Here is a 22,977-nt window from a genome sequence, read left to right as displayed (position 1 = left end):
AGCCGGATGTGCCCCCTGAATGCGCTATAGGGCGGTCCATTGCCCGCAGCTCTGCCGGGCAGGGCCAGTACAATTGTGTTCTTCCGGCATCACTTCCCGATTATATCCATAAAGATACATATATATGTATGGATATATATGGACAATCCTGCATGCGTCCGGGCAGAAGGAACCACTCTTTAATGTTTGATGCTTACATTCCGGGCCTATCTGAACCATGCATGACCGTTCCCATACCTTTCTGGTGACCACTACGTTTGGTGCTCTCCTGCTGACCACGTCGGCGCTGGCGGCAACGCCCGCATCCGTACGGCAGCAGGGCGCAACAAACGGCCAGACCACCGTGAAAAAGCCCGTCACGGCAAAACCGGCCAGCAGTCCGTCCACCACCGGCGCATCAGGTACCGCAGCCCCCATCGCCGGGATACTCGATGGCTCCAATGGTGAGACAATAACCGTCCACGGCCATCATGCGGCCGATGGCACGGGCGCGAAATACATGAACAAGAACATCTATCTCGGCCCGCTGGGCAACCGGGATACGCTGGATACGCCCTATTCCGTCATGGGGGTCACGCATGATGTCGTGGTCAACCAGCAGTTGCGCAACATCAATGACATGGCGGAATACCTGCCTTCGGTACAGCTGGAAATCCGTGGTGATCCCAACACGTCACGCCCGCAGTCCCGCGGGTTTGAGGCCGACGTGGTTTCCAACTCCCGTCTGGACGGGCTGAACGTGGTCTCCACCACCCCGTATCCGGCGGAATGGGTCGACAACCTGCAGGTCCTCAACGGTCTGGCCGGGGCCATGTACGGGCCGGAAAACCCGGCCGGCGTGTTTGAATATACTCTCAAGCGCCCGACCAACCGCCGCACCGAACGGCTTTCGGTCGGTGTGGATTCCATTGGCACCCCCACGGTCAATGGCGATATTTCCGGCCGGATCGGCCGCAATGGCTGGTTTGGCTACCGCCTGAACATGCTGCATGCCAATGGTTCGGCCTATGCGCCGGGCAGCTGGATCCGGCGTGAGATGGTCAGCGCCGATTTTGATATCCATATTGATTCCAAAACGGTCATCGAGCTTGATGCCAGCCACTATACCTATGACGAGCGCGGCATGGCGCCCGGTTTTGGTATTTCCGCCGGTACCGCCACCAACCCGACCGGTATTGGCGGGAAGCTGCCCGAAGCGCCGGATCTGGGCAAGAGCCTGGCGCCCGACTGGAGCGGGTACAACATGGAAACCAATACCTTCCTGGCCAAGATCAAGCACCAGATCAACAGGGACTGGAGCTTCACGCTCGGCGGGCTGTACCAGGATGCCATGCGCCAGTCCTTCGGCATAAGCGATACGCTGAGCGCGACCCAGGGGTTTGAGGGCATCTATACCTCCAAAGCCACGGCAACGACGACGGCGGATGATTTCCGTGTTGGCAGTAACATGGCCTATTTCAACGGCCGTGTCCGTACCGGTCCGCTCCGGCATGATCTGGTTATCGGCACCAATGGTTACATGATGGGGAACTATAACCCGACAACCGCCCTGACATCGGCGCAGAGCCTTGGCACATACAGCATGTATGGCGCCGCGCCGACCAACGGCACGCAGCCCTATTACAGCGGGCGTTACAAATCCAGTTCCATCATGAGCCAGTCCTTCATCATTGGCGACACGATGCGCATCAACAAGCACTGGTCGGTCATGGGTACGCTGGCATGGAGCTGGATCGACCAGAAGGGGGCGCTCAATGCCACAAGTCCGCTCAAGCGGACCTTCCAGGCCAATGCGACGTTCAGCCCGACAGCCAGCATCATGTACAAGCCAACCCAGAACCAGACCCTCTATTTCACCTATGGGCGCTCGGCTGAAGCGGGTCCGGTTACCCCCAACAGCAAATACTATACCAATACCAACATTGCCCTGCCTGTCGCGCATTCGGAAGAATACGAAGTCGGCTACAAGCTGCGGTTCCAGAAAATGCAGTTCAACGTGGCCGGGTTCCGCATGACCTCGCCCTATGCCATGTATATCCCCGCGGCGAATGGCTCGTGCTCGGGCGGGACGACCTGCCAGACCTATGAATATGGCGGGACGCAGCGCAACTATGGTGTGGAAGCCCAGATTTCGGGTGAGGTGCTGCCCAACCTTTCCGTTCTTGCGGGCATGACCTGGCTGGATGCGGAACTGGTCAACAGCAAGACCGCTGCCTACAACAACAAGGAAATTGTCGGTGCGGCCCCGCTGCAGGCCAATCTTCTGCTGGATTACCGCCTGCCGGCGTCACTGGGTGCCTTTGCGTCGGGCTGGGCCTTCAATGCCAGTGTCCATTACATCGGCAACCGTGCGGCCAACATCACCAACACGCTGCATACCGGGTCGTACACAACACTGGATCTGGGCACGCGGTATGCCTTCCATGTTTCCCGCTTCCCGTGGGTCGCGCGTTTCGGGGTAAGCAATGCCACGAACGAGCGCTACTGGGCCTCGGTCTACACGGGCGCGCCCAGCGGCACGTCGGGTGCGGCCTCCACCCTGTATGCGGGACTGCCGCGTGTGTATCACTTCACCCTGTCACTTGAATTCTAAAAGGCTGTTTCCAGAACAGTCCTTTTATGAAAGGTATGAAAGTTTTCGGGTGTCGCCTTTTTCCGGAAAGGCGACGTTCCCGGAAGCGTCCTGAAAAAAGCTTCTCCAGGAACTGCCCTGTGATCACAGGGTATCCTGCCCGCAGCTTCCATGCCCCGCGCCGGCATCATGCCCGCCGGGGCGCTGCCGCTGCTTCGGCCAGTTCCCTTACGCTCGGTCAGGAACATGGGCGTGCCTGCTACCGGCCTTTGCGGATGCTCCGGTAGAAATTGCCGGATCTCAGCGCGCTTTCAATCCCTTCCAGCGTGGTGCCGGCCGTTTCAGGCACATATCGCCAAACGAAGGCGAAGGCGGCGACGTTTACGAGGCCAAACAGCCAGAACGTGCCCGTCGTGCCCAGTGCCTGCACCAGTGACAGTGTGACGAGCGAGACAAGCGTATCGGACAGCCACACCGTCGCACTGGCCATGCCCATGGCCTTGCTGCGTACGAACAGCGGAAAGACTTCGGCCGCGATCAGCCAGACCGCCACGGACAGGGAACCGAAGTTGAAGAAGATATAGCCCAGAAGGGACAGCACCATAAGGACCAGCCGCATGCCCGACAGCGGTGCCGGACTGAGAAAGACCGCCCCCAGCACGAACAGCGACAGGGCTGCGACCGGCAGCATGTACAGCATCATGCGCCGCCGGCCGATCCGGTCGATCAGGGCAATGCCCATCGCCGTTGTGATGGTTGATGTGACACCGACCGAAACCGATGTCAGCAATGCCGCCGAATGTCCAAGCCCGGCCTGTGACAGGATGATGGGCGCGTAATAGACAATGACATTGGGGCCGGACAGCTGGGAGAAGGCTGCAATCCCCAGTGCGGCAACCAGGGCAGGGCGGATCCAGCGCTGCTTCAGGCTGAAGCCGCCGGCGCCGGTGGTCGCATCCGCATCCACGGTCAGGACATCATCCAGTTCCTGACGGACAAGGTCCTTGTGCCCCCGCAGTCTGTACAGGATCGAGACGGCATGCCGTTCACGTTCATGATGCAGCAGCCAGCGCGGGCTTTCCGGCAGGAAAAGCATGCCAAGGGCCAGCAGGATGGCGGGTATGGCCCCCAGCATGAACATGGACCGCCAGGATTCCGCGCTGCCGGACAGTTCATATCCCACAAAGAAAGCCAGAAGCAGCCCCAGCGAAAAGACAAGCTGGAACAGCGAGACCAGCCCCCCACGCCGGGATGCCGGGGCCAGTTCAGCCACATAGACCGGCACGATCTGGGTGGTTGCGCCAATCGCCGCCCCCAGCCACAGGCGCGCGGCGATAAGGGTGCCGACATCCGGCGCAAGCCCGCACCCCAGTGATGCCGCAATGAATATGCCCGCCGCCACCATGATGGCCGGCCTGCGCCCCCAGCGGTCCGATACGGGACCACTGAGCAGGGCACCGAAGATCGCCCCGATGTTCAGCGCCGCCGCCACCCATTCCTGCCCCGCGGTTGATAGGGAAAACGTCTGTGTCACGAAGATCAGGGCGGAGGCGATGATCCCGGTATCATACCCGAACAGCAGCCCCCCCACGGCGGCCACGGCAGCGGCAATGGATACATACCGGCGGGCCGACAGGGTCTGGTCCCCCCGGTGCACCAGGGCCGCAAGGGCGGACAGGGCACGTTCATGCGTATGGTCACGGGTCGTGGCCGGGATGTCCGGGATGGATGGCATGCCGGGATTTCCTTTTCCCTGTGGTGGGGCTGCGGGTCAGTCCGTGTCGGATGCGCCGAATATGTCGCGCAGGGTCTGTTGCATCACGCCTGCATCAAGCGTTTTTCCAAGCCATAATTCCACGCCGATCACACCCTGATTGACCAGCATGCCCAGGCCATCAAGCGGCGTGCAGCCACGCGCGCGGGCTTCACGCAGGAAACGGGTCCGGGGGGGATTGGGGATGACATCCGCCACGATCTGCCCGTGCGCCAGCGTATCCAGATCAACCTCCGGCATGGCCTGCCCGTCACCCAGACCCACCGATGTGGCGTTGATGACGATATCCGTCCCTTCGGGAATGCGGGCCTTGCCCACCCATGGGCAGCCCGTGGCGGCACTTCCGGTATTGTCCCGCACCAGGGCGGCAATGGCCTCGGCTTTTTCCGGGTCACGGTTGGCAACCGTTATGTGCGCGGTACCTGCCAGACCCAGTTCCACCGCAATGGCCCGCGCGGCGCCACCGGCCCCCAGCAGGAAAACCTTTTTGCCTGCCGGGTCGGTCACATCGCGCAGCGAAGCCAGGAATCCCTTGCCATCCGTATTGTTGCCGATCAGCCTGCCATCCCGGATGGTGACACAGTTCACCGCGCCAATGATCCGCGCGGCCTGCGCCAGTTCGTCCAGATGGTCGATGACCGCGACCTTGTGGGGCAGGGAGCAGTTGAAGCCCACCCATTCCATGGCCACGGCGCCCTTTACGGCGGCGGCCAGATGCGCGGCGCTGACATCGCAGTTGATGTAGCGCGCATCGATCCCGGCATGGTGGTAGGCGGCCTCGATCATGGCGACGGTCGGGTTGTCCGCACAGGGTGTGGAAAATGAACCGGTAAGGATGCTGCGGAAATTCTGGTTGCTCATACGGCGGTCCTGACAGATGAAAGATTGCATAGCTATGCAAAACAACACGCTTTTCACATCAGGGTGTAAGCCCTAATCGTTCAGGGCGCGCAGCCCGTGCTGCCGCGTTCGATCAACTGGGCGTCAACGACATATGTGCGCGAAAGCGGCGTGTCCTGTGTTGCCAGGGCTTCGTCCAGCAGTTCCATGGTGCGGGCAACCATATGTTCGGTGTGCTGGCTGAAGGATGTCAGGTCATAGCTGCGCCATGCCGCCTGCGGAATATTGTCATAGCCAAGGATGATCACGTCACGGGGGCAGTGCAGGCCCATGCATTCGCGCAGCGCGTCAATCGCGCCACAGGCCATCATGTCATTGCTGGCAAAGATTCCATCCGGCCGGACGCCGCGTTTTTTCAGGCGGGCAATGGCGTCGTATCCGCTGTCATAGGTATCATCACCCTGCAGCACGCTCAGCGCGGCAGGGGGGCTGCCCGCGTCATGCAATCCCTGCCGGAAGCCTTCGCCCCGTGCGCGTGAGGCCGCGTTCCGGACGGGGCCGGTCAGCCAGACCGGATATCGTATCCCGTTGTGGGCCAGCAGGCGGGCTGCTGTCAGGCCGGCCCCGTGGTTGTTGGAATTCACGGTTGAAATCCATGGTCCCACCCGTGATGAATTGAAGCAGACGACCGGAATCCCCAGTTGCGACAGTGCCCGGACAACGGTGTCCGATCCGATTGCAAGCGATGTGACAACCGCGTCGATCCGGTAGCTGACCAACTGGTCCAGCGCGCTATCAAGGGTTACGGCGTCTTCCACATGCATGAGCATGACCTGAAGCCCGTTTTCACGCAGCGCCGTTGCAAGCTGCTCCAGCGCGGTGGCGTAAAACGGATTCTGCAGCCCGCCGATCACCACGCCCACCATGTATGACCGGCCTGAAAGCATGATGGCCGGGATACGGTTGGGGCGGTAGCCAAGACTGGCCGCGGCGGCCAGCACCTTCTGCCGTGTCCGGGCCGAAATGCTGGCCGTGGGGGAAAAGGCCCGCGATACCGCCGACTGGGATACCCCTGCCATCCGTGCGACATCAGTGGAGGTAACGGCGCGAATGATGGTCTGCTCCTGCCTGTCATGGTTCCGGGCAAGTCTACCGTCTTGCGCATCATGGCACCATGGTTTCAGGCAGGGGGCATGGCGCGTGGCATGCGCGGGGCACACATGAACACGATTTAATTTTATTTTGAGGTCAGGGTCTGTATAAGGAAGACTGGTCCTTGAATGGACTTGTCTTTCTTCGGAAAGCTGTATGCCCGATGGTGAAGCGCTATCAAAGGTTGTGTAGGGGCCTTAATCCCTATTCATTCACTTTGCGGAGTCGCCCATGGCGGATGCAAGCCATACCCCCGATACTACCAGCACCCTCCCCCTGAAAGCGGATATGGTTCCGTTTTTCGATGTGGATGACTTCTGTTTCAGGGAGCGTCCCGCGGCAGGAACCGGCCAGGCCCCCGACAGCACGAATCCTCCCGCTCTGGCCGCGGAAAAGGCGCCGCTGCCCACGCCGCTGGATGATTTCTGGTACAATCCTGATGCCCGCACGGCAGCGGAGGAAGCGGGCGGGGGCAGTTCCACCTTTCAGCCCCTGCCTGTCTGCGCCCCGCTGGAAAGCGATGCCGGATTCCATGAAAACGAACGGCTGCTGCTGCGCTACGCCTTTCTGCTCGATCCCCTGCCAATCCAGCCCGTCACCAACAGCGCGGAGTTCATCTTCGATACACTGAGCGCTGAGTTCCCCAATTTCGTGGAGGCGCTGGACTACATATGCTCGTTCGTCAGCATGGCCCGGCTTGGGCAGGGGCCGGTCTATTTCCCGCCGCTGCTGCTTGATGGCCCCCCCGGTATCGGCAAGACGCGCTTTGCCATGCGGGTTGCCAGCCTGTGCAATGCGGGTTTTGACATGCTCTCCTGTGGGGGAATGAGCGGCGGCATGGCCCTTCAGGGTTCGGAACAGGGCTATTCCGAATCACGACCGGGCTTCTATGCCGAAACATTCAGGAAGACTAAGGTCGTCAACAACGTGATCCTTCTCGACGAAGTGGAGAAGATGATGACCGACCACCGTGGCGGCGACCCGTATGCGGCACTCCTGCCATTGCTGGAACAGCAGACCGCCCGTGTGCACAAGGACAACTGCCTGCAGGAAACCATCAACCTGGGCTATCTGTCCTATATCCTGACGGCCAACAGCGTTGACACCATGCCCGAACCGATGATGACGCGCGTGAGGATGGTGACAATACAGCCACCTGGCGTGAACGATCTGGAGCGGATCGTGCCCCATGTCATCAATGATGTGAAGGCATGCTACAATCTGGGGAATTACGATTTTGTACCTGACATGGACGAGATCAGGCAGGCTTACCTGGCAAATCCCAACATCCGTAACCTGAGGGCGATCATCGAATACCAGATCCGTGCCACGCTGTGGAAACCCAGAAGCGGCCGGATCGCCTTTACCCGTCCCGTGCAGAAGGCGACCATAGGCTTTGCCCGTTAGGGCGGTCAGACCCGGCGGTCCGGTGTTCAGTGCCGGCCTGGATGGCCGGTGTTGATGGCCTGAGCCGCCATGTAGCCTGCGGTTACACTGGCCATGCAGAGTGTGACCGACAGGCCGATATTGAGCAGCGCACGCGCGGGCGTGCCGTTCCTGAGCAGGTCGAGCGTCTGCAGGCTGAAGGACGAGAACGTGGTATAGCCGCCACACAGTCCGACCATGAAGACAAGCCGCCCGGTTTCCGATACGGGCAGCCGCCCGCTGGCTGCCGTAAGGGTACCGAAGAAGGCGATTGCGAAGGAGCCGGTGACATTGATCATGATGGTGCCCCACGGCAGGGCCAGGCTCCAGCGCGCGGTGGCCAGTCCCAGCCAGTAACGCAGGAGCGTGCCCCCGGCACCGGCAAGACCGATAAGGAGCGTGGGCAGCACATTCGCGGACATGGAAAGCATCTCTCTTTATCTTGATGGGGGATGGCGGCTTCAGTGATGGGTCAGCAGCGGCAGGGGGGCGTGGGTCAGGATATCCAGCGTCGGCCCCCCGAACAGCCATTCAAGGAAATGCGGCCGCCCATACGCGCCCATGACCAGCAGGTCCCCCTGTGCGGCCAGTGCCCGGATCCGGGCACCCACATCCGTATCGGTACTGATGAATCGCTCCACCGCCACCGTTACGCCCTTGTGGCGCAGGGTGGCCACCAGTGCCGGGTCGGGCTGGGTGTCCAGCCGGGATTCGCCAATGATGACCGTTACCTTGCGGGCCTGTTCCAGCAGGGGCCATGCGCTTGCAATCGCGCGCTCCAGGCCGGGCGATGCATGCCATGCCACGACAGGGTTCAGCCCGATGGTGGCATAGGCCCGCAGGGGCGCCATCACAACGGCGGCCCGCGCATCGTACAGCGCCCCGGCAAGGGACGGGCTGATGGCGGCCGCATCGCCCGCATGCGGACGGCCCATCACGACAAGGTTGCTTCCGCTGGCTTCATGGGCGACAGTCGCGCGGATGTCACCAGCCCGTTCAACCCAGTGCGTGTCGGTCGTGTGGCCGGTTGCGGCGGCCCAGTCCGTGCAGATCCGGTGCAGCTGCGTTGCCCGGTCGGCAATGGTGCGGGCAAAGTGCAGGCGCGCTTCATTGCCGGGCATTCCTTCATCGGGACTCTGGTAATCCGGGTCGGTGGCGGGCTGGGGCTGGAGCACGCGGATATCGTGGCACCCCAGTCGGCAGGCCAGTCCGCCTGCGGTTTCCAGTGCCGGGAGCGCGGTTTCCACGCAATCAAGAATGACGAGAATACGCATGTCACTGCGCCTGCCGGCAGGGCAGGGGGCAATGCGCGCAGGGCGGAACACGGCCTGTCCTGTTATCGGGTGCTGGCGGGATGATGGAAACTGCAGGATATGGGATCACGGACACACTCCTCCCTCACGCATGATATGGCGGGGTAGGAATCATCAGCCCGGCGGGCGGTTCGATTTCATCACTGAAATCAGGCAGAGTCCATTGCCGCCCGTATTATGGGGATACTGTGCGGGTGAAGTCAATCCCTGCATCATCCCGGCAGGGCAGCCGTATGCCTAAAAACGGCAGAAGTTCCAGGGTATCGTCTTTATTGCATGAAGGTGATGTTTCCTGAATCTTTCTAAAAAAAACATTCATCAAAAGTTTTCTTATTATTTCAGTATTGAAAGATAATATGTGGAATAACGAACATTTTTGTTTTTATAAATAAGTATTTACAATAATGGATGAAATGGACTTCACCTGTATTGAGTGCAATCTTCCTGCCATGCCCAGGACAGTCGTGGTGCAGCCACCTGGTGGCTTCGGGAATGTTGCCCTCTCGCAGCAGCCCGCCCACCCGCCCGGACAGGGTGAAATCAGGGTACGGCTGCATGCCTCATCGCTCAATTACCATGACTATGCGGTTGTCAGTGGCATGTGGGGGCCTGCAGTCCCGCGCATTCCCATGGCCGATGGCGCGGGAGAGGTGCTGTAAGCCGGTGCCGGTGTAACGGAATTCGTGCCGGGGGATCGGGTTGTCAGCACGTTTTTCCCCACATGGCTTTCCGGCAGGCCGGAGGTGATCGGGTTTGCCACGGTCCCGGGCGATGGCGTGGACGGCTATGCCCGTGAAGAGGTCACGGCCGCCGCTACATCGTTTACCCATGCGCCGCGTGGCTGGACGGATGTCGAGGCTGCCACGCTGACAACCGCCGCCCTGACCGCCTGGCGCGCGCTGTTTGTCGATGACCGGGTCAGGCCGGGCGATACGGTTCTGGTGCAGGGGACCGGGGGTGTTTCGATCTTTGCGCTACAGTTCGCGAAAATGGCCGGCGCCAGGGTTATCGCAACATCATCCAGCGATGCGAAACTGGAGCGCCTGCGTGAACTGGGGGCGGACCATGTGATCAATTACCGGCAGGACACGCAATGGGGCCAGACGGCATGGGACCTGACGGGCGGGAAGGGGGTTGACCATATCATCGAGGTCGGCGGCGCCGCGACGCTGGAACAGTCGATGGCCGCGATCCGGGTTGCGGGGCATATTTCCGTCATCGGTATCCTCAGCGGTGTTGCGGGCCAGCTTGCCATCGTGCCCATGCTGCTCAAGCAGTTCCGCCTGCAGGGCGTGCTGGTGGGCAGCCGGGCGGACCAGCAGGCCATGGTGCGTGCGTTTGACAGCAGCACCATCCGCCCCGTCATTGATCGTGTTTTCCCGCTAGAGGAGATTGTGGCGGCCTTCCGGTATCAGGAAGGCAACCGGCATTTTGGCAAGATCTGCCTGGCGTTCTGACGTGGCGCGGCCCCGCACCGCCCTGGCGGCGGCGAGACCTGTGGGCCGGTTTTCCCGTGTTCCCGTATCCAAAATTAACCGTTTTTTTTGTTTTCTGTATGAAAACACATGCCATCACATGGAATGGTATGGACATAACAATGACCACAACCACGGGCACCACGGCATCTGGCCTGACCTATACCGAAACCGGAACGACGCTTGGTGTGGGGATAACAACCACATCCTATGACGTCACGATAACGGATGCGAGTGGTGCGACCGTTGCGCACCTGACGGATATCAGTACCGGCCTGGACGTGCTGGGCCTGAAAGTACTGCCGACAGGGGATGTGGTGACGGGGTCGGATTCCGTTACCACGCTGGTCGGCGTTCTGGGTGGTACCTATGTTTCCATGCCGGGCAGCACGGGTGGCATCACTGTTGTGGCAAATGCCATCAGCGCCAATACATACTATATTGGCGGTGATACCGACATCAACATCCTGGTCAACGCGCTTTCTGGCAATACCATCAATATCTATGGCGGCACGGCAACCTTCTCGGGTGATCTGGTGGCCGGGCTGCTGGCCGGTTCGACCATCAACATAGGGTACGGCGGGACCTATGATGGCGGTGATAACCTTATCAGTATTCTCACCGGTTCCACCGTCAATTTCCAGACCGGGGGCGGCACGCTTGTACTCAATGCCGATAATTCGGTCCTCAACCTGATCGCCTCCAACGGGGTGGGCGGGGTGACGTTCAGCGGTTATGATCCGTCACAGGATACCATCCAGCTCCAGAACACCACGGCCCCCATCGCCGGCTACACGATCAGTGGCGACAGCACGAAAACCATCACACTTTACGGCAGCGACGGTACGGAAGTCGCGGCCTACCAGGTTTCACTGGCTACCGGCATAAGCCTGGCCAACGGCACCTACAGCACGACGGGTGATACGACGGCCAATCCGCTCCAGATCACCTATGTGGATGGCAATACGGATATTGGTGTCTGTTTCCTGTCCGGCACCATGATCCGGACCCCGGGCGGGGATGTACCGGTGCAGGATGTCACGATCGGTGATGATGTTGTGGCTTACGTCGGGGGGCAGGCACAAACCCGCAGGGTCATCTGGACGGGTACGGCCCGTACCGTGGTGCGCCATGGCCTGCCGGATGACGAGGCCGGCTACCCCGTCCGTATCCTGAAGGATGCCATTGCCGATGGCGTGCCCTGCAGGGACATGCTGGTCACGCCGGAACATTCGCTGTTCCTTGGTGGCGGGTTCGTGCCGGTCCGCATGCTGGTGAATGGCCGCTCGATTTTCTATGATCATGCCATTACCGCCTATGATTACCACCATATCGAGACGGAGCGGCATTCGATCATCATGGCCGATGGCGTGCTGACCGAAAGTTATCTCGATACGGGGAACCGGCACATCTTCCACCACAGGGGGCCTGTCGTCAGCATTGGCAGGGGGCCGGTCCGTTCATGGGCGGTGGATGCGGCGGCTCCGCTCATCGTGGCGCCGGATGTGGTGGAACCCCTGTACCGCCAGCTGGAAGCAAGGGCACGGGAAACCTTTCATGACATCCGTGTCGCATCGCCCGTGCTCCATCACGATGCGGGCCTGCATCTGGTTGCGGATGACGGCGCGGTCATCCGGCAGATGCGCGAGAACAGGGGGTTTGCCATTTTCATGATCCCGCCCGGCGTGCAGGCCGTGCGCATCATGTCGCGTACCAGTCGCCCCTGTGATGCGATCGGGCCTTATCTGGATGATCGCCGCCAGCTTGGGGTGCTGATCGGGCAGATCAGGCTGTTCGAGGGCAGTGTCGCCTATTCCCTTTCGTCCCATCTGGATGATGCGGCGCCCGACGGGTGGTGCAATGGCTGGCACGCACCGCGCGATGGACGCTGCCGCTGGACTAATGGCCGGGCCGAACTGGTGCTGGGGCCGCGCCATCCCACGCTTATGGGGCTGCTCTGTCTCGAAATCGTCGCGGGTGGTCCCTATGTCGATACAGGTCATGCCCCGTCCGAAGACAGGCCACGCCTGACGGCCTGACCATGCTGGCCCCCCGCCCCGCCTGGCGCGGGGGGCAGACCCCACGGGCATGACGGATGCCCCTGCCCTGATAGGCGGGCAGACATGGAACGGCGCACTCTTCACGCATGGTATGGCCATGCCATTTCCGATTACGGCCAGCCGCGGCCCCTGCGCCATCATCAGGGGCCCGGCGGGGGGGAGGAAGGCCGTGATCAGGGGTCAGGCCGCCGGCCCGTAATACGCCCTGTACCACGCCACAAAAGCGTCAACCCCGTCCTGCACCGATGTTGCCGGGCAGAAACCGGTCAGGTCCCGCAGGGCGGTACAGTCGGCCCAGGTGCGGATGACATCGCCGGGCTGCATGGGCATGTAATTGCGGATGCAGGGCCTGCCCAGTGCCTTTTCAATGGCTTCGATGAACGCCATGAGACTGACCGGCTGGCTGTTGCCGATATTGATCACCCTGTAGGGGGCAACGGGGCTGGCACCGGGGTCGGGTTCTCCCGGCCCGCGTGGTGGCTTTTCACATAGCAGGCAGATCGCTTCCACCAGGTCATCAATATAGGTGAAGTCGCGCTCCATCCTGCCGTTGTTGTAAACATCGATCGGTTTGCCCGCCAGGGTATTGGCGGTAAACCTGAACAGCGCCATGTCCGGTCGCCCCCACGGGCCATAGACCGTAAAGAAGCGGAAGGCGGTGACCGGAACCTGCCAGATATGGGAATAGGAATGCGCCAGTTCCTCGGTCGCCTTCTTGGTGGCGGCGTAAAGGCTGAGCGGATGGTCGCAGCGCTGGGATTCCACAAAGGGCACATCCGTGTTCGCGCCGTAGACGGAGGAGGTCGAGGCCAGCATGAAGTGCCGGGGCCTGTGCTGCCTGACCTGTTCCATCACATTGTAGGTGCCCACGATATTGGCGCTGATATAGCCGCCGGGGCTTTCGATACTGTGCCGCACACCCGCCTGCGCGGCCAGATGGATGACCAGTTCCGGCCGGCACTGCGCGAAGGTCCGCTCCATGGCCTGCATGTCTTCGAGCATGAATTCGTGGCAGGTGAACTGCCCGAATGCCCGCAGCATGGCATGGCGCGCCTGTTTCAGCGTTACGTCATAATAGGGGGTCATGCCATCCACACCCGTAACCGCATGGCCCTCCCGCAGCAGTCGCCGGGCGACGTGAAAACCGATGAACCCGGCCGTGCCGGTAACAAGGATGCGCATCCTAAACTCCAGAAAGATGTGGCGGCCGGGAAGGGGCGCGCCAGTTTCGTTCAGCCTTGCGCCATGATATGCAGCGCCCCCGGTGGCCCAGCGGCGGCAGGAAGACGGTTACGGGACAATGATCGGGATATGGCGGGATATCCGGGTGGTGCCAGGGCCGGACAGACGGCATAACCGGAGAGGAAAGAGGCGTGCCATGCCGGTCGCGTTGTGTTTCCCTGATGAAATGGCATATGCGGGCTATATGGCACAGGCCGGGGGCGGATGGCCAGTCTGGCCACAGTGTTGTCATGTCCGTCCATGGCGGCCCGGGTGGGGTGGTTGCATGGTGGCGGACAGGCATGGGACAGTGTCCGTGCCGCCGCCGGCATGGCTTTGCCGTGGAACGGGTCATTCAGCGATGCTGAACCCGTGATGCATGCCGTCCGCCCGGCGCAGAAGGAGTGGCCCGTGGGAAAGACGCCGAAGCTGATCCAGTCCATAGAGCGCTCCGTCGCCATTCTGGAAATCATCGCGCAGGAAGGCGGCAGCGCGCGCCTGCAGCAGATCGCCGCCATTTCCGGCATTGGCAAGACCACGGTCCACAATATCCTCCAGACGCTGGACCATCTGGGCTACGTGCAGCGCCGGGCGGGGGATGTGCGCTATCATCTGGGGGGGCGTATCCTCAACCTGTCGCGTATCGCGGGTGATGATGACGGGCTGCGGACCCGCATGCGCCCCGCGCTTGAAGCCATTGCCCATGAAAGCGGGGCAACCGTGTATCTGGGCGTGCCCAGCGGGGATGAAGCGGTCTATCTGGATATTGTGGGGCCACAGGACCCGGTGGTACGGGCCTCCCGCCTGCGGCGGCGCGAAACGCTGGAGGGGGCGGCGGTGGGGCTTGTGTTCCTGGCCTTCATGCCCGGCCTGGGCAGAAGGGTGTGCGCCACGCGCGCCCGGGCGCTTGACGCCACGGTGCTTGACGAGATCGAGGCGGTCAGGGTGAAGGGATATGCCCTTGACCTTGAAGCCTACCGCCCCGGCGAGCACGGGGTGGCAGTGCCATGGCGGGAGAACGGTGAAGTCCGTGCGGGCATCGCCCTTACGGGGCCTGCGGCGCACCTGCCCCGCTACCGGCTGGTCCGGCTGGCGTGGATGATGATGCGGCATGTGGAACAGGCAACCATTCAACAATGTTGAATAAATGGGGATTCCGCTCATTGGCGTGTTACGCCCGGTCCCATGCGTGGCTAGTTTGCATTTTTTGACACTGAAGACCCGGAACCACGTCATGAAACTTTCCCAGGCAACCACAATGCTTGACGCCGCCCATGATGAAGCCCGCAGGCGGGGGGTACGCGTCTGTATTTCCATTCTCGATGCGCAGGCATGGCCCATGGCGTTCATCCGCATGGATGGCGCCCCCCTGGGGGTGATCGACGTGGCAAACAGGAAAGCCCGCACCGCCGTGCTGTTCCAGATGGATAGCGCCGATTTTGCCAGAATAGGTCACCCCGCAGGCGAGGCCTATATGCTGGAACACACCAATGGCGGCCTGACCAGCTTTGGTGGTGGCGTTGTGCTGCGGGCGGCCGATGGCGGCATGCTGGGCGGGATTGGCGTATCCGGGGCCAGCACGCAGGATGATATCGATATTGCCCGTATTGCCGCGGCAACGCTCGTGGCCTGAACCATTCTTACCTTCTGCCGGACTTTATCAAGATGACACAGACCATGTCCCCCCCCGGGGGCGCCCTGCCGGTTGCGGCGCCCCATGGCACGAAAGCCGCCTTTTTCATCCTGACGTTCGGCACGTTCGTGGTCGGAACGGGTGAGTTCGGCATCATGGGCATGCTGCCCGAATTCGCGGTATCGCTTGGCCTGTCACCCTCCGATGCCGGGCATGCCATTACCGCCTATGCGCTGGGTGTTGTGGTGGGCGCGCCGCTCATCACCATTCTGGGTGCCAGGCTGTCGCGGCGGGAACTGCTGCTGATCCTGTTCCTGATGTTCGGGCTGTCCAATATCCTCAGCGTGGTCATGCCCACGCCGGGACTGGTGGAAATCGCCCGCTTCATCACCGGCCTGCCGCATGGCGCGCTGATGGGGATATCGGCGCTGGTGGGTGCCTCCATGGTGGAGCGGGCGCGACGGGGCTGGGCCGTGGGGCGTATCCTGTCGGGCATTGCCATTTCCACTCTGCTGGGGGCGCCGTTTTCCACCTTCGCCGCCGACCATTTTGGCTGGCGGGTCGCCTACCTGATCATCGCGGCCCTGGGTTTCGTGACCTTTGCGGGCATATGGCGCTACATTCCCGCCGATACGCCCAACCGGGCCAATTCTCCCCTGCGTGAGGTCCGGGCGCTGGCCAATACCCAGCTTCTGCTGACATTGCTGACAGCGGCCATCGGCTTTGGTGGCATGTTCGCCATCTATACCTATCTGACCAGCGTGCTGCAGAATGTCACGCATGTGCCGGAATGGCGGATCATGATCTACATGGTCGTGTGCGGGGCGGGCATGCTGATCGGGGCGAATGCGGGGGCATGGCTGACTGACCGCAATCTGGACCTGGCCGCCCTGGTCGCGCTGGCGGGCAGCGCGGCCGTCATGCTGGTCTTTCCCATGGTCCTGCATAATGAAGCGGGCCTGATGCTTGATGTATTGCTGGTGCCGGCCTTCGTGAACGCACTTGGCCCGGCATTGCAGACACGGCTCATGGATTTCGCAGGGGATGCCCAGACACTGGCGGCCTCGCTCAACCATTCCGCCTTCAACGTTGCCAATGCCCTTGGGGCGTCGATGGGCAGTTTTCTGCTGGCCAACCGGTTTGGCTATGGTTCGCTGGGGGTGGGCGGGGCCATGCTGTCGGCCGGTGGGCTTGCGGTCTATCTGGTGGCGCTGGGCGTGCTCAGGAGCCGTGGCATGACGGAAGTGCGCGGTCCGATCGACTGATCCGTTTCACGGCATGCCGGCCGGGCGGGACTGCCCGGTCCGGTGCGCTACAGCGGGCCGGTCCCGTCATGAAACCGGCGGAAGATCCATCCATGGCGCGGCACCTTATGGGGCCGCCTGCATGCGTTGACAGAGGGCTGGCTGATTTGTAAAACGATACCGTACCGTTTTATCAATGGCGCGGCATGCCAGATGCACGCCCCATGCCGACAGGACAGGATCGTATGAACAGGGGCAGCATGACCGGTTGGGGGCACCGCGATGGCGCGGGCAGGGCGCGTCGTATGGTCCGGGGGATGACGGTAGCGGCGGCGCATGGCCGCCTGCGCCTTTCGTGCCGCCTTCTGGCGGGGACGGGGTCCGTGCTGCTGGCTGTCACCACACTTTCGCATACGGCCCGCGCACAGGCCGGATGTGGGGCGCAGGATGTCCGTATCGAACTGTCGGCCCGGCAGGTCGGGCTGATGGTGGGGTACATGTGGGGCCGGGGCGTGCTGCATGACGGGGCGCATGTCTATCCTTTCAGCGTGCGCGGCGGGGGCATGCTGTCGCTGGGCGGGGCCAGGGTGTCGGGTCAGGGCTGCGTGCGTAACCTGGCGCGCATCAGGGACTTCAATGGCACGTACTGGACGGTGGGGGGCACGGCCACACTGGGGCACGGCGCGACCGGCATCGACATGGAGAACGCGCGGGGGGTTGATATCCGGTTTTCAGGCCGGAGCCATGGCGCCCAGCTGTCGGGGCAGGTGTCGCGGCTGTATTTCCACCTGGCGGCCAACGCGGTGCAGCCGTGACATCCATGGCCGCCGTATGGCGTATGATGGTGGTTTTCCAGGCAATGGAATGGCTGGATCCGGAAGCGCTGGAGACGTAATGGCCCTATCCGTTCACAAATCCGGCGGCCGCCCTTCCGTGGAGGGGACGGAAGCACTGGATCGCACCGTTCTGGACAGTGCAACCCGGGCCTTTCTTGCCGACGGCTACGCCGCCACGTCCATGGAGCGGATCGCGCGCATGGTGGGCTGCAGCAAGGCGACCATCTACCGTCGCCACCATTCGAAGGAGGACCTGTTCAGGGCGGTCGTGCGCGAACGGTGCAGGCATCTGTTCGATGCCATGCAGGAGGCATCGCTCTCCCCCGCCGATCCGCTTCTGGCGCTGCGGCAGCTCATGTGGCGTTTCCTGGAATTTTCCCTCATTCCCGAAACGGTGGAAACATACCGGGTCATGATTGCCGACGGGCGGCGCATTCCCGCCCTGCTGGACAGTCTGGCGGATGAGATTGGCAGGACTTTCCACGATCATATCACAAACCTTCTGGCCCGGGCGCTGCACGCGGGCGACACCCCTGCGGAGGCCAGATGGCTGGACCAGCTTGCCCATGGCCTGACCGGCCTGATTTCGGGATGGGCGTTCCGCCTGGCGCTGGTGGGCCGGCAGCCGTTTGAAACGGCGGCGGACAAAAAGCAGTTTTTCGATACCACATGGTCTGCCTTTGCGATGATGCTCCAGGCCAGCCGGAAGAACAGGGACGCGGGGCCGTGACACCATCCGATCAGACAGCGCTCATGGCGATTGGTGAAGCCATGGATGTCAGGCCCGGCACCAAGCTGTTCCGGCAGGGTGATGCCGCAACGCATATCTATATGGTGGAAAGCGGGGTCGTGCGGATATCCCATGACCTGCTGGACGGCAAGCGGCAGGTCCTGGCGTTCCGCTGGGGAGGGGACGTGTTCGGCATGGCGGCCGGCGGGCGCTACCTGAACAATGCCGATGCGCTGGACAAGGGGCGTATCCAGCGTTTCCAGGCAGAGAGGCTGCAGGAACTGCTCCTGTCCCGGCCACACATGCAGAACAGGTTCCTGCTGCAGGCGACAGCCGAAATCAGCCTGCAGCAGCACCGCATCATTCTCATGGCGAAATATGACGTGGTGACGAAGGTGGTGGCCTTTTTGCTGGAATGCTGCGGCAATGGCCAGTGCTTCGACCCCGCCACGCAGATCCTGAAACTGCCCATGAGCCGCCCCGACATAGCGGATTACATGGGTGTTGCGACCGAAAGCGTCAGTCGTGCCCTGGGTGTGCTGGAACGCAGGAAGATCATCCATCGCCACGACATGCATCATCTGGCCATCGACCTGCCCCGGCTGCGCGACTGCGCGCGGCTGTGACGGTCGCCATGCGGGCCTCCCGGCCCTGAATGGCGGGGATGGGGCCGCGCCCTATGCCTGCGTGATGTGTGTCTGGCGCCGTGCGGCATCCCGTCGGCGCAGCACCCACATGGCCCCACCGGACAGCGAGAAGAAAATAACGCCCGTCCCGCACAGCAGCACGGCGGTTTTCCATATGATGGCCACGGGATGCGGGGCCACCAGCCTGGCTTCATGCATCATGTGCAGCCACTGGAAGCTGCGCTCGCCCCCGCGCTGCTGGCCGGGGTCGCGGGTCAGGTCCAGGCTGTCGGCCTGGGCATCATAATGCAGGGAAGCGGGGCGGTTGGCGCCATAGGCGGGCAGCACGACTTCAAGCGATTGCTGGGCCGGCCCCTGTCCCAGCTGCACCGAAAGCAGCCGGGCCTCCGGCATGCGGGTTTTCAGGGCCTCAAGGGCCGCGTCCACGCCGGCCTCCCCCGGTATGCCGGGGGTTGCATGCACATGGGGCGTGGCGGGGCGGCCGGCACCGAACAGCGGGCGCATGAAGGGAAATGCCAGGATGGAACCGCTGACCGCCATGAACAGCAGCATGCCCGACAGCCAGAAACCGAGGCTGACATGCATTTCACGCCACAGCCGGCGACCGCGGGCGCGGGGGGATACCATGATGGTCCGGCGCCACTTGCCCGACTGCCACAGGGCGGCGGGCGGCCACCACAGCACCAGCCCCGTCAGCGCCATGGCCGTGACCAGCACCCCCATGATGCCGGTTGCGTTCTGGCCATAGGGCAGCAGGAGCAGGTCGGCATGCAGGTTATGCAGGAAGCGGATGCCGGCGGGAATGATGTAGGTGCCCATGACGGCCGGATGCACCGGATTGACAAAGACCTCGAACGTGGGATGCCGTTCGCCCGGTGGCCCATAGGTCACGATGGCGCTCCGCCCCGTGGCGGGCGGGTCGAAACGTAGCGGGATCATGCCCTGTGGCGCGCTGGCGCGGGACGCGGCGATCATGGCCTCGGCCCCGGCATGGGGGCCGGCCTCGCCCGTGGCAGGTGGGCCGGGCAGCAGCAGCGGGATAAGGATGAGCAATGCCCCGGTCAGGCCCTGCAGCATGAGGGGGAGCATGAGGACAAGCCCTATCCAGCGATGGACTTTACGGAGCATGCGGCATCTTTCCTGCAGACCGGCGACGGATGCGCATGATATCAGGCCCAGCGCGGCGTACCAACGGGCCGGGCCGTGCCGTGCAGGTAAGAAAACGTATCAGCTCGCCCCGGGGGCCGTATTCATGCGGTTTCGAACAGGTGCCGTGCCATCTCCCCCATGACCAGGCGGCCCGCGAACGAGGACGGGCGCGTGCGGTTGGTCACCAGCGCCAGTGTCAGCGGTGACAGGCGCCTGTCGGCAATGGGGGTAAAGCACAGCGTGCCCACCCGGACCTCCTCCATCACATCCAGGCTGCTCAGGATGCCAACCCCCACCCCTTCGGTGACAAGGGACTTGATCATCTGGACGTTATCCGCCGATGCCGCGACCTTGACCGGCATGTCCCCGGCCGCCAGAAGCCCGTCCAGTTCATGGCGCAGGGCCAGCGGGGGTTCGGGCATGACCAGCGCGTATTCCGCGCACTGGCTGATCCGTGCGGTGCGCAATGCGGCAATGGGGTGAGCGGGCAGGGTGACAAACCCCAGGGAAACACTGGAACTGCTCACCACCATCAGGTCCCGCATAAGGGGCGGGTCAAGCATCAGGCCATGATCGACCTCGCCCTGGGTTACGGCGGCCGCGACATCCTGGTTATCAAGAATATTGGCGCGGAGGGTAATGCCCGGGTGGTTCTGGCGCAGCGTGTGGACCAGACGGGGCACCGGCCCGCTGGCAAGGGCCGCGATCAGGCCGATTGTCACATGCCCCCGCCGCAGACCCCGCAGGTCGGCAATCTGCTGCTGCACGCGCTGCATGCCGCGCTGCCAGTCCTGCCCTTCCGCCAGCAGGCACTCCCCCGCGGGCGTCAGGCGCAGGCCGGTGGGCAGGCGTTCGAACAGGGGAACACCCAGCGCCGCCTCGCCCTGCAATATCTGCCGGTCTATGGCGGACGCGGCGATACGCAGTTCCTCCGATGCCCGGCGGATGGAGCCGAAGCGGGCCACCACCATGAAATAACGCATGAAACGGGAAAAAACCGGCACGGCACAACCGCTCTCTTTTTGCGAACAATCAAGACGATATTATGATATATACGCGCATACGGACATCGGAAAAGATCAGTCATCCGCTGCTTTTCCAGGATGGCCCCCATGTCTCCCTCCATGCACGCTCCCGACACGCTTCCCCGCAACTGCACGTTCGAACCCGATGACTGGGCCATTCTGGCGCGTTTCTGGTACCCCGTGGCGCTGGAGCGTGATGTTGGCGACAGGCCCGTTGCGGCCATGCTGCTTGATGAACCCCTGGTGGTGTATCGCGCCGGGGAAGACATTGTCATAGCCCACGACCTGTGCCCGCATCGTGGCGTGCCGCTCAGCCTGGGCTCGGGCGATGGCGGCAGCATCGCCTGCGCCTATCATGGTTTCCGTTTCGGGGCGGCGGGGCGCTGCGTGCGTATTCCCGCCCATCCCGATCATGCCATCCCGTCCAAGATGCACCTGCGGACCTATCCCGCCATCAGGCGCTACGGCCTGATCTGGACCTGCCTTCGCCCCGATGGCCAGTGGCCGGACGATGCCACTGCGATCATGGCCAATGCCGATATTCCGCTCATGCCGCACTGGCAGGATGCTGGTTTCCAGCAGATTGTCTGCCCTTCTATCGACATCCATGGTTTTGCGGGGCGGCAGATGGAGGGGTTTCTCGATGTTGCCCATTTTGCCTTCGTGCATACCGCAACCTTCGCCGACCCTGACAATCCCGTCGTACCCGGCTACAGGCCCGTTCGGACGGACAGGGGGTTTGAGGTCGAATACCGCAGCACCGTCGGTAACTACCCGATTGGCCGGGTGGACCATGGGCGCCCCGGTTTTGAATGGCTGCGCCATTTCCGCACCCATCTGCCCTTTACCGCGACCCTGACCGTCCATTTCCCTGATGACGGGCGACTGGTGATCATGAATGCGGCATCCCCCGTTTCCGCGCGGGAGACGCGGCTGTTCGCGCCCATCTGCCGCAATTTCGATACCGATCTGCCCGTACAGGACGTGTATGACTTCAACCGGCGGGTGTTTGAGGAAGACAAGGCCATTGTTGAAGCCCAGAAGCCCGAATGCCTGCCTCTTGACCCCCGGCTGGAAGCCCATGTGCCGGCTGACCGCAGTTCCATCGCCTACCGCCGGGGGCTGCGTGAGCTAGGGCTGAGCCGCTTCTTCATTTCCTGACCCCCATTCCCGGCGGCGCAGGCATGATGCGGATGTGGATACGCTGCGCCATGGCACGCTGCTGCAGGTTGGCAAGGAGTCCGCTCCGGTGCCGCTGCGCGGGCCTGTCGCAACGCTGTCCGTCATCGACGACCGGCAGGGGCGTGCGAACGGCCAGACCGCTCTGGTACGACATGGCCCCGGATCAGCCAGCGCCGTGCCAGCCGCCCCCTGCTACCGTTGCTGTGCATGGCCATGCCGGTCGTGTTGCCCCGGACCGAACAGGATGCCCTGGTGGCGCTGACACGCAGGGCGCAGGCGCGGTTCATCAGCACGCAGCAATGCGACCCGCCCGATGCCGACATGCAGCAATACCTGACAAATGGTGTTTACGGATTAGTCCCGACCGGGGCGGCCTGTATTGCGCATGTGTACGCAAAAGACAGGTCATGAAATAAAAAATTCATATCAGCAGACTGCCGTTCATGGACGGAGCATACGCGATTGCGCAGCGGGCATGTGCGCCCTGACTCGGGTTCCCAACGCGATGCGCCGGGCAGGACACACCGGGTGGAATTCATAAGCGACAAAAAATATCCTGTTTCAATAAACTGTAACATATTGATATATAATAACTTACACTGTGTTCCTTATGGCACCAGATGCACACCTCACGATTACGTTACATGTTTCGCGCTTGCCGTACCAGTCCGGTCTATATATCGATGAATACAGATGGTT

At 62.3% G+C, this 22,977-nt stretch carries 21 protein-coding genes and 1 riboswitch; of the genes, 12 read left to right on the top strand and 9 right to left on the bottom strand.

Annotation, left to right across the window (positions count from 1 at the left end; all coding sequences use genetic code 11):
* The first annotated feature begins 217 nt into the window (after positions 1 to 217).
* Entirely contained in the window at positions 218 to 2,593 is a 2,376-nt protein-coding gene (locus CFR78_RS04065) for a TonB-dependent siderophore receptor (protein ID WP_110580985.1), read from the top strand.
* A 238-nt stretch (positions 2,594 to 2,831) separates the two neighbouring features.
* Here the strand turns inward: CFR78_RS04065 and CFR78_RS04060 are convergent, their stop codons facing one another.
* The 3 genes from CFR78_RS04060 to CFR78_RS04050 form a co-directional block, all read right to left on the bottom strand.
* Positions 2,832 to 4,307 (bottom strand): sugar porter family MFS transporter, encoded by a 1,476-nt coding sequence (locus CFR78_RS04060; protein ID WP_034933824.1) that lies wholly within the window; start codon positions 4,305 to 4,307, stop codon positions 2,832 to 2,834.
* 36 nt (positions 4,308 to 4,343) lie between these two features.
* A complete protein-coding gene (locus CFR78_RS04055) occupies positions 4,344 to 5,207 on the bottom strand; it encodes a shikimate dehydrogenase family protein (RefSeq protein ID WP_034933821.1) in 864 nt (287 codons plus the stop codon).
* An 80-nt stretch (positions 5,208 to 5,287) separates the two neighbouring features.
* On the bottom strand, positions 5,288 to 6,301 hold the full coding sequence (locus CFR78_RS04050) for a LacI family DNA-binding transcriptional regulator (RefSeq protein WP_034933843.1): 1,014 nt from the start codon (positions 6,299 to 6,301) through the stop codon (positions 5,288 to 5,290).
* 268 nt (positions 6,302 to 6,569) lie between these two features.
* Here CFR78_RS04050 and CFR78_RS04045 point away from each other — a divergent pair, with 268 nt between their 5' ends.
* Positions 6,570 to 7,745 (top strand): AAA family ATPase, encoded by a 1,176-nt coding sequence (locus CFR78_RS04045; protein ID WP_034933818.1) that lies wholly within the window; start codon positions 6,570 to 6,572, stop codon positions 7,743 to 7,745.
* Positions 7,746 to 7,771: 26 nt separating this feature from the next.
* On the opposite strand, the gene CFR78_RS04040 is transcribed toward CFR78_RS04045, so the two are convergent.
* The gene (locus CFR78_RS04040) at positions 7,772 to 8,185 is read right to left on the bottom strand and encodes a CrcB family protein (RefSeq protein WP_034933841.1); all 414 of its coding nucleotides are present in this window, start codon (positions 8,183 to 8,185) and stop codon (positions 7,772 to 7,774) included.
* A gap of 39 nt (positions 8,186 to 8,224) precedes the next feature.
* On the bottom strand, positions 8,225 to 9,037 hold the full coding sequence (locus CFR78_RS04035; protein ID WP_110580998.1) for a universal stress protein: 813 nt from the start codon (positions 9,035 to 9,037) through the stop codon (positions 8,225 to 8,227).
* A 137-nt stretch (positions 9,038 to 9,174) separates the two neighbouring features.
* Positions 9,175 to 9,253, bottom strand: a riboswitch (Fluoride riboswitch).
* A 272-nt stretch (positions 9,254 to 9,525) separates the two neighbouring features.
* Between CFR78_RS04035 and CFR78_RS16560 the strand changes: the two genes are divergently transcribed.
* The 3 genes from CFR78_RS16560 to CFR78_RS04025 all read left to right on the top strand — a co-directional run bounded on the left by CFR78_RS16560 (position 9,526) and on the right by CFR78_RS04025 (position 12,590).
* Complete coding sequence (locus CFR78_RS16560) at positions 9,526 to 9,735, top strand: alcohol dehydrogenase catalytic domain-containing protein (RefSeq protein WP_240471507.1); 210 nt, start codon at positions 9,526 to 9,528, stop codon at positions 9,733 to 9,735.
* A gap of 24 nt (positions 9,736 to 9,759) precedes the next feature.
* Positions 9,760 to 10,533, top strand: a complete 774-nt coding sequence (locus CFR78_RS04030; protein ID WP_240471506.1) for a zinc-dependent alcohol dehydrogenase family protein — start codon at positions 9,760 to 9,762, stop codon at positions 10,531 to 10,533.
* A 140-nt stretch (positions 10,534 to 10,673) separates the two neighbouring features.
* Positions 10,674 to 12,590 carry a Hint domain-containing protein gene (locus CFR78_RS04025; protein WP_258365900.1) on the top strand — a complete coding sequence of 639 codons (1,917 nt, stop codon included), beginning with the start codon at positions 10,674 to 10,676 and terminating at the stop codon, positions 12,588 to 12,590.
* Positions 12,591 to 12,791: 201 nt separating this feature from the next.
* On the opposite strand, the gene CFR78_RS04020 is transcribed toward CFR78_RS04025, so the two are convergent.
* Entirely contained in the window at positions 12,792 to 13,793 is a 1,002-nt protein-coding gene (locus CFR78_RS04020; protein ID WP_034927633.1) for an NAD-dependent epimerase/dehydratase family protein, read from the bottom strand.
* Between the two features lie 450 nt (positions 13,794 to 14,243).
* On the opposite strand from CFR78_RS04020, the gene CFR78_RS04015 reads away from it, so the two are divergent.
* The 6 genes from CFR78_RS04015 to CFR78_RS03990 all read left to right on the top strand — a co-directional run bounded on the left by CFR78_RS04015 (position 14,244) and on the right by CFR78_RS03990 (position 18,901).
* Positions 14,244 to 14,975: an IclR family transcriptional regulator gene (locus CFR78_RS04015; protein ID WP_034927647.1), complete on the top strand. Its 732-nt coding sequence runs from the start codon at positions 14,244 to 14,246 to the stop codon at positions 14,973 to 14,975.
* Positions 14,976 to 15,066: 91 nt separating this feature from the next.
* Positions 15,067 to 15,465 (top strand): GlcG/HbpS family heme-binding protein, encoded by a 399-nt coding sequence (locus tag CFR78_RS04010; RefSeq protein ID WP_034927630.1) that lies wholly within the window; start codon positions 15,067 to 15,069, stop codon positions 15,463 to 15,465.
* 32 nt (positions 15,466 to 15,497) lie between these two features.
* On the top strand, positions 15,498 to 16,730 hold the full coding sequence (locus CFR78_RS04005; RefSeq protein ID WP_051671990.1) for an MFS transporter: 1,233 nt from the start codon (positions 15,498 to 15,500) through the stop codon (positions 16,728 to 16,730).
* A 224-nt stretch (positions 16,731 to 16,954) separates the two neighbouring features.
* Positions 16,955 to 17,524, top strand: coding sequence for a hypothetical protein (locus tag CFR78_RS04000; RefSeq protein WP_258365897.1), 570 nt, complete (start codon positions 16,955 to 16,957; stop codon positions 17,522 to 17,524).
* A 79-nt stretch (positions 17,525 to 17,603) separates the two neighbouring features.
* Positions 17,604 to 18,275 carry a TetR/AcrR family transcriptional regulator gene (locus CFR78_RS03995; protein WP_034927624.1) on the top strand — a complete coding sequence of 224 codons (672 nt, stop codon included), beginning with the start codon at positions 17,604 to 17,606 and terminating at the stop codon, positions 18,273 to 18,275.
* On the top strand, positions 18,272 to 18,901 hold the full coding sequence (locus CFR78_RS03990; RefSeq protein WP_223846524.1) for a Crp/Fnr family transcriptional regulator: 630 nt from the start codon (positions 18,272 to 18,274) through the stop codon (positions 18,899 to 18,901). Before CFR78_RS03995 ends, CFR78_RS03990 begins: the two co-directional genes overlap by 4 nt.
* 51 nt (positions 18,902 to 18,952) lie before the next feature.
* Here CFR78_RS03990 and CFR78_RS03985 read toward each other — a convergent pair whose 3' ends face one another.
* Together CFR78_RS03985 and CFR78_RS03980 are read right to left on the bottom strand one after the other, a co-directional pair.
* Positions 18,953 to 20,050: a PepSY-associated TM helix domain-containing protein gene (locus CFR78_RS03985; RefSeq protein WP_034927622.1), complete on the bottom strand. Its 1,098-nt coding sequence runs from the start codon at positions 20,048 to 20,050 to the stop codon at positions 18,953 to 18,955.
* 122 nt (positions 20,051 to 20,172) lie between these two features.
* Entirely contained in the window at positions 20,173 to 21,075 is a 903-nt protein-coding gene (locus CFR78_RS03980) for a LysR family transcriptional regulator (protein ID WP_034927620.1), read from the bottom strand.
* A gap of 99 nt (positions 21,076 to 21,174) precedes the next feature.
* Here CFR78_RS03980 and CFR78_RS03975 point away from each other — a divergent pair, with 99 nt between their 5' ends.
* Complete coding sequence (locus tag CFR78_RS03975) at positions 21,175 to 22,257, top strand: aromatic ring-hydroxylating oxygenase subunit alpha (protein ID WP_051671988.1); 1,083 nt, start codon at positions 21,175 to 21,177, stop codon at positions 22,255 to 22,257.
* A 122-nt stretch (positions 22,258 to 22,379) separates the two neighbouring features.
* Here CFR78_RS03975 and CFR78_RS16555 read toward each other — a convergent pair whose 3' ends face one another.
* Entirely contained in the window at positions 22,380 to 22,601 is a 222-nt protein-coding gene (locus CFR78_RS16555) for a hypothetical protein (protein ID WP_258365893.1), read from the bottom strand.
* Between the last annotated feature and the right edge of the window lie 376 nt (positions 22,602 to 22,977).

The organism is Komagataeibacter rhaeticus, from assembly GCF_003207855.1.
In the GTDB taxonomy this organism is placed as follows: Bacteria; Pseudomonadota; Alphaproteobacteria; order Acetobacterales; family Acetobacteraceae; genus Komagataeibacter; species Komagataeibacter rhaeticus.
The sequence above is the reverse complement of the archived record's forward strand: the minus strand, read 5'-3'. Positions and strand labels throughout refer to the sequence as shown.

Coding starts and splice junctions, on each gene's coding strand:
- CFR78_RS16560 (WP_240471507.1), top strand. CDS start 9,526: ATGCCCAGGACAGTCGTGGTGCAGCCACCTGGTGGCTTCGGGAATGTT.
- CFR78_RS04035 (WP_110580998.1), bottom strand. CDS start 9,037: ATGCGTATTCTCGTCATTCTTGATTGCGTGGAAACCGCGCTCCCGGCA.
- CFR78_RS04000 (WP_258365897.1), top strand. CDS start 16,955: ATGAACAGGGGCAGCATGACCGGTTGGGGGCACCGCGATGGCGCGGGC.
- CFR78_RS04010 (WP_034927630.1), top strand. CDS start 15,067: ATGAAACTTTCCCAGGCAACCACAATGCTTGACGCCGCCCATGATGAA.
- CFR78_RS03985 (WP_034927622.1), bottom strand. CDS start 20,050: ATGCTCCGTAAAGTCCATCGCTGGATAGGGCTTGTCCTCATGCTCCCC.
- CFR78_RS03995 (WP_034927624.1), top strand. CDS start 17,604: ATGGCCCTATCCGTTCACAAATCCGGCGGCCGCCCTTCCGTGGAGGGG.
- CFR78_RS04055 (WP_034933821.1), bottom strand. CDS start 5,207: ATGAGCAACCAGAATTTCCGCAGCATCCTTACCGGTTCATTTTCCACA.
- CFR78_RS03975 (WP_051671988.1), top strand. CDS start 21,175: ATGGCCCCCATGTCTCCCTCCATGCACGCTCCCGACACGCTTCCCCGC.
- CFR78_RS04045 (WP_034933818.1), top strand. CDS start 6,570: ATGGCGGATGCAAGCCATACCCCCGATACTACCAGCACCCTCCCCCTG.
- CFR78_RS04065 (WP_110580985.1), top strand. CDS start 218: ATGCATGACCGTTCCCATACCTTTCTGGTGACCACTACGTTTGGTGCT.
- CFR78_RS04020 (WP_034927633.1), bottom strand. CDS start 13,793: ATGCGCATCCTTGTTACCGGCACGGCCGGGTTCATCGGTTTTCACGTC.
- CFR78_RS16555 (WP_258365893.1), bottom strand. CDS start 22,601: ATGTCGGCATCGGGCGGGTCGCATTGCTGCGTGCTGATGAACCGCGCC.
- CFR78_RS04025 (WP_258365900.1), top strand. CDS start 10,674: ATGACCACAACCACGGGCACCACGGCATCTGGCCTGACCTATACCGAA.
- CFR78_RS04005 (WP_051671990.1), top strand. CDS start 15,498: ATGACACAGACCATGTCCCCCCCCGGGGGCGCCCTGCCGGTTGCGGCG.
- CFR78_RS04060 (WP_034933824.1), bottom strand. CDS start 4,307: ATGCCATCCATCCCGGACATCCCGGCCACGACCCGTGACCATACGCAT.
- CFR78_RS04040 (WP_034933841.1), bottom strand. CDS start 8,185: ATGTCCGCGAATGTGCTGCCCACGCTCCTTATCGGTCTTGCCGGTGCC.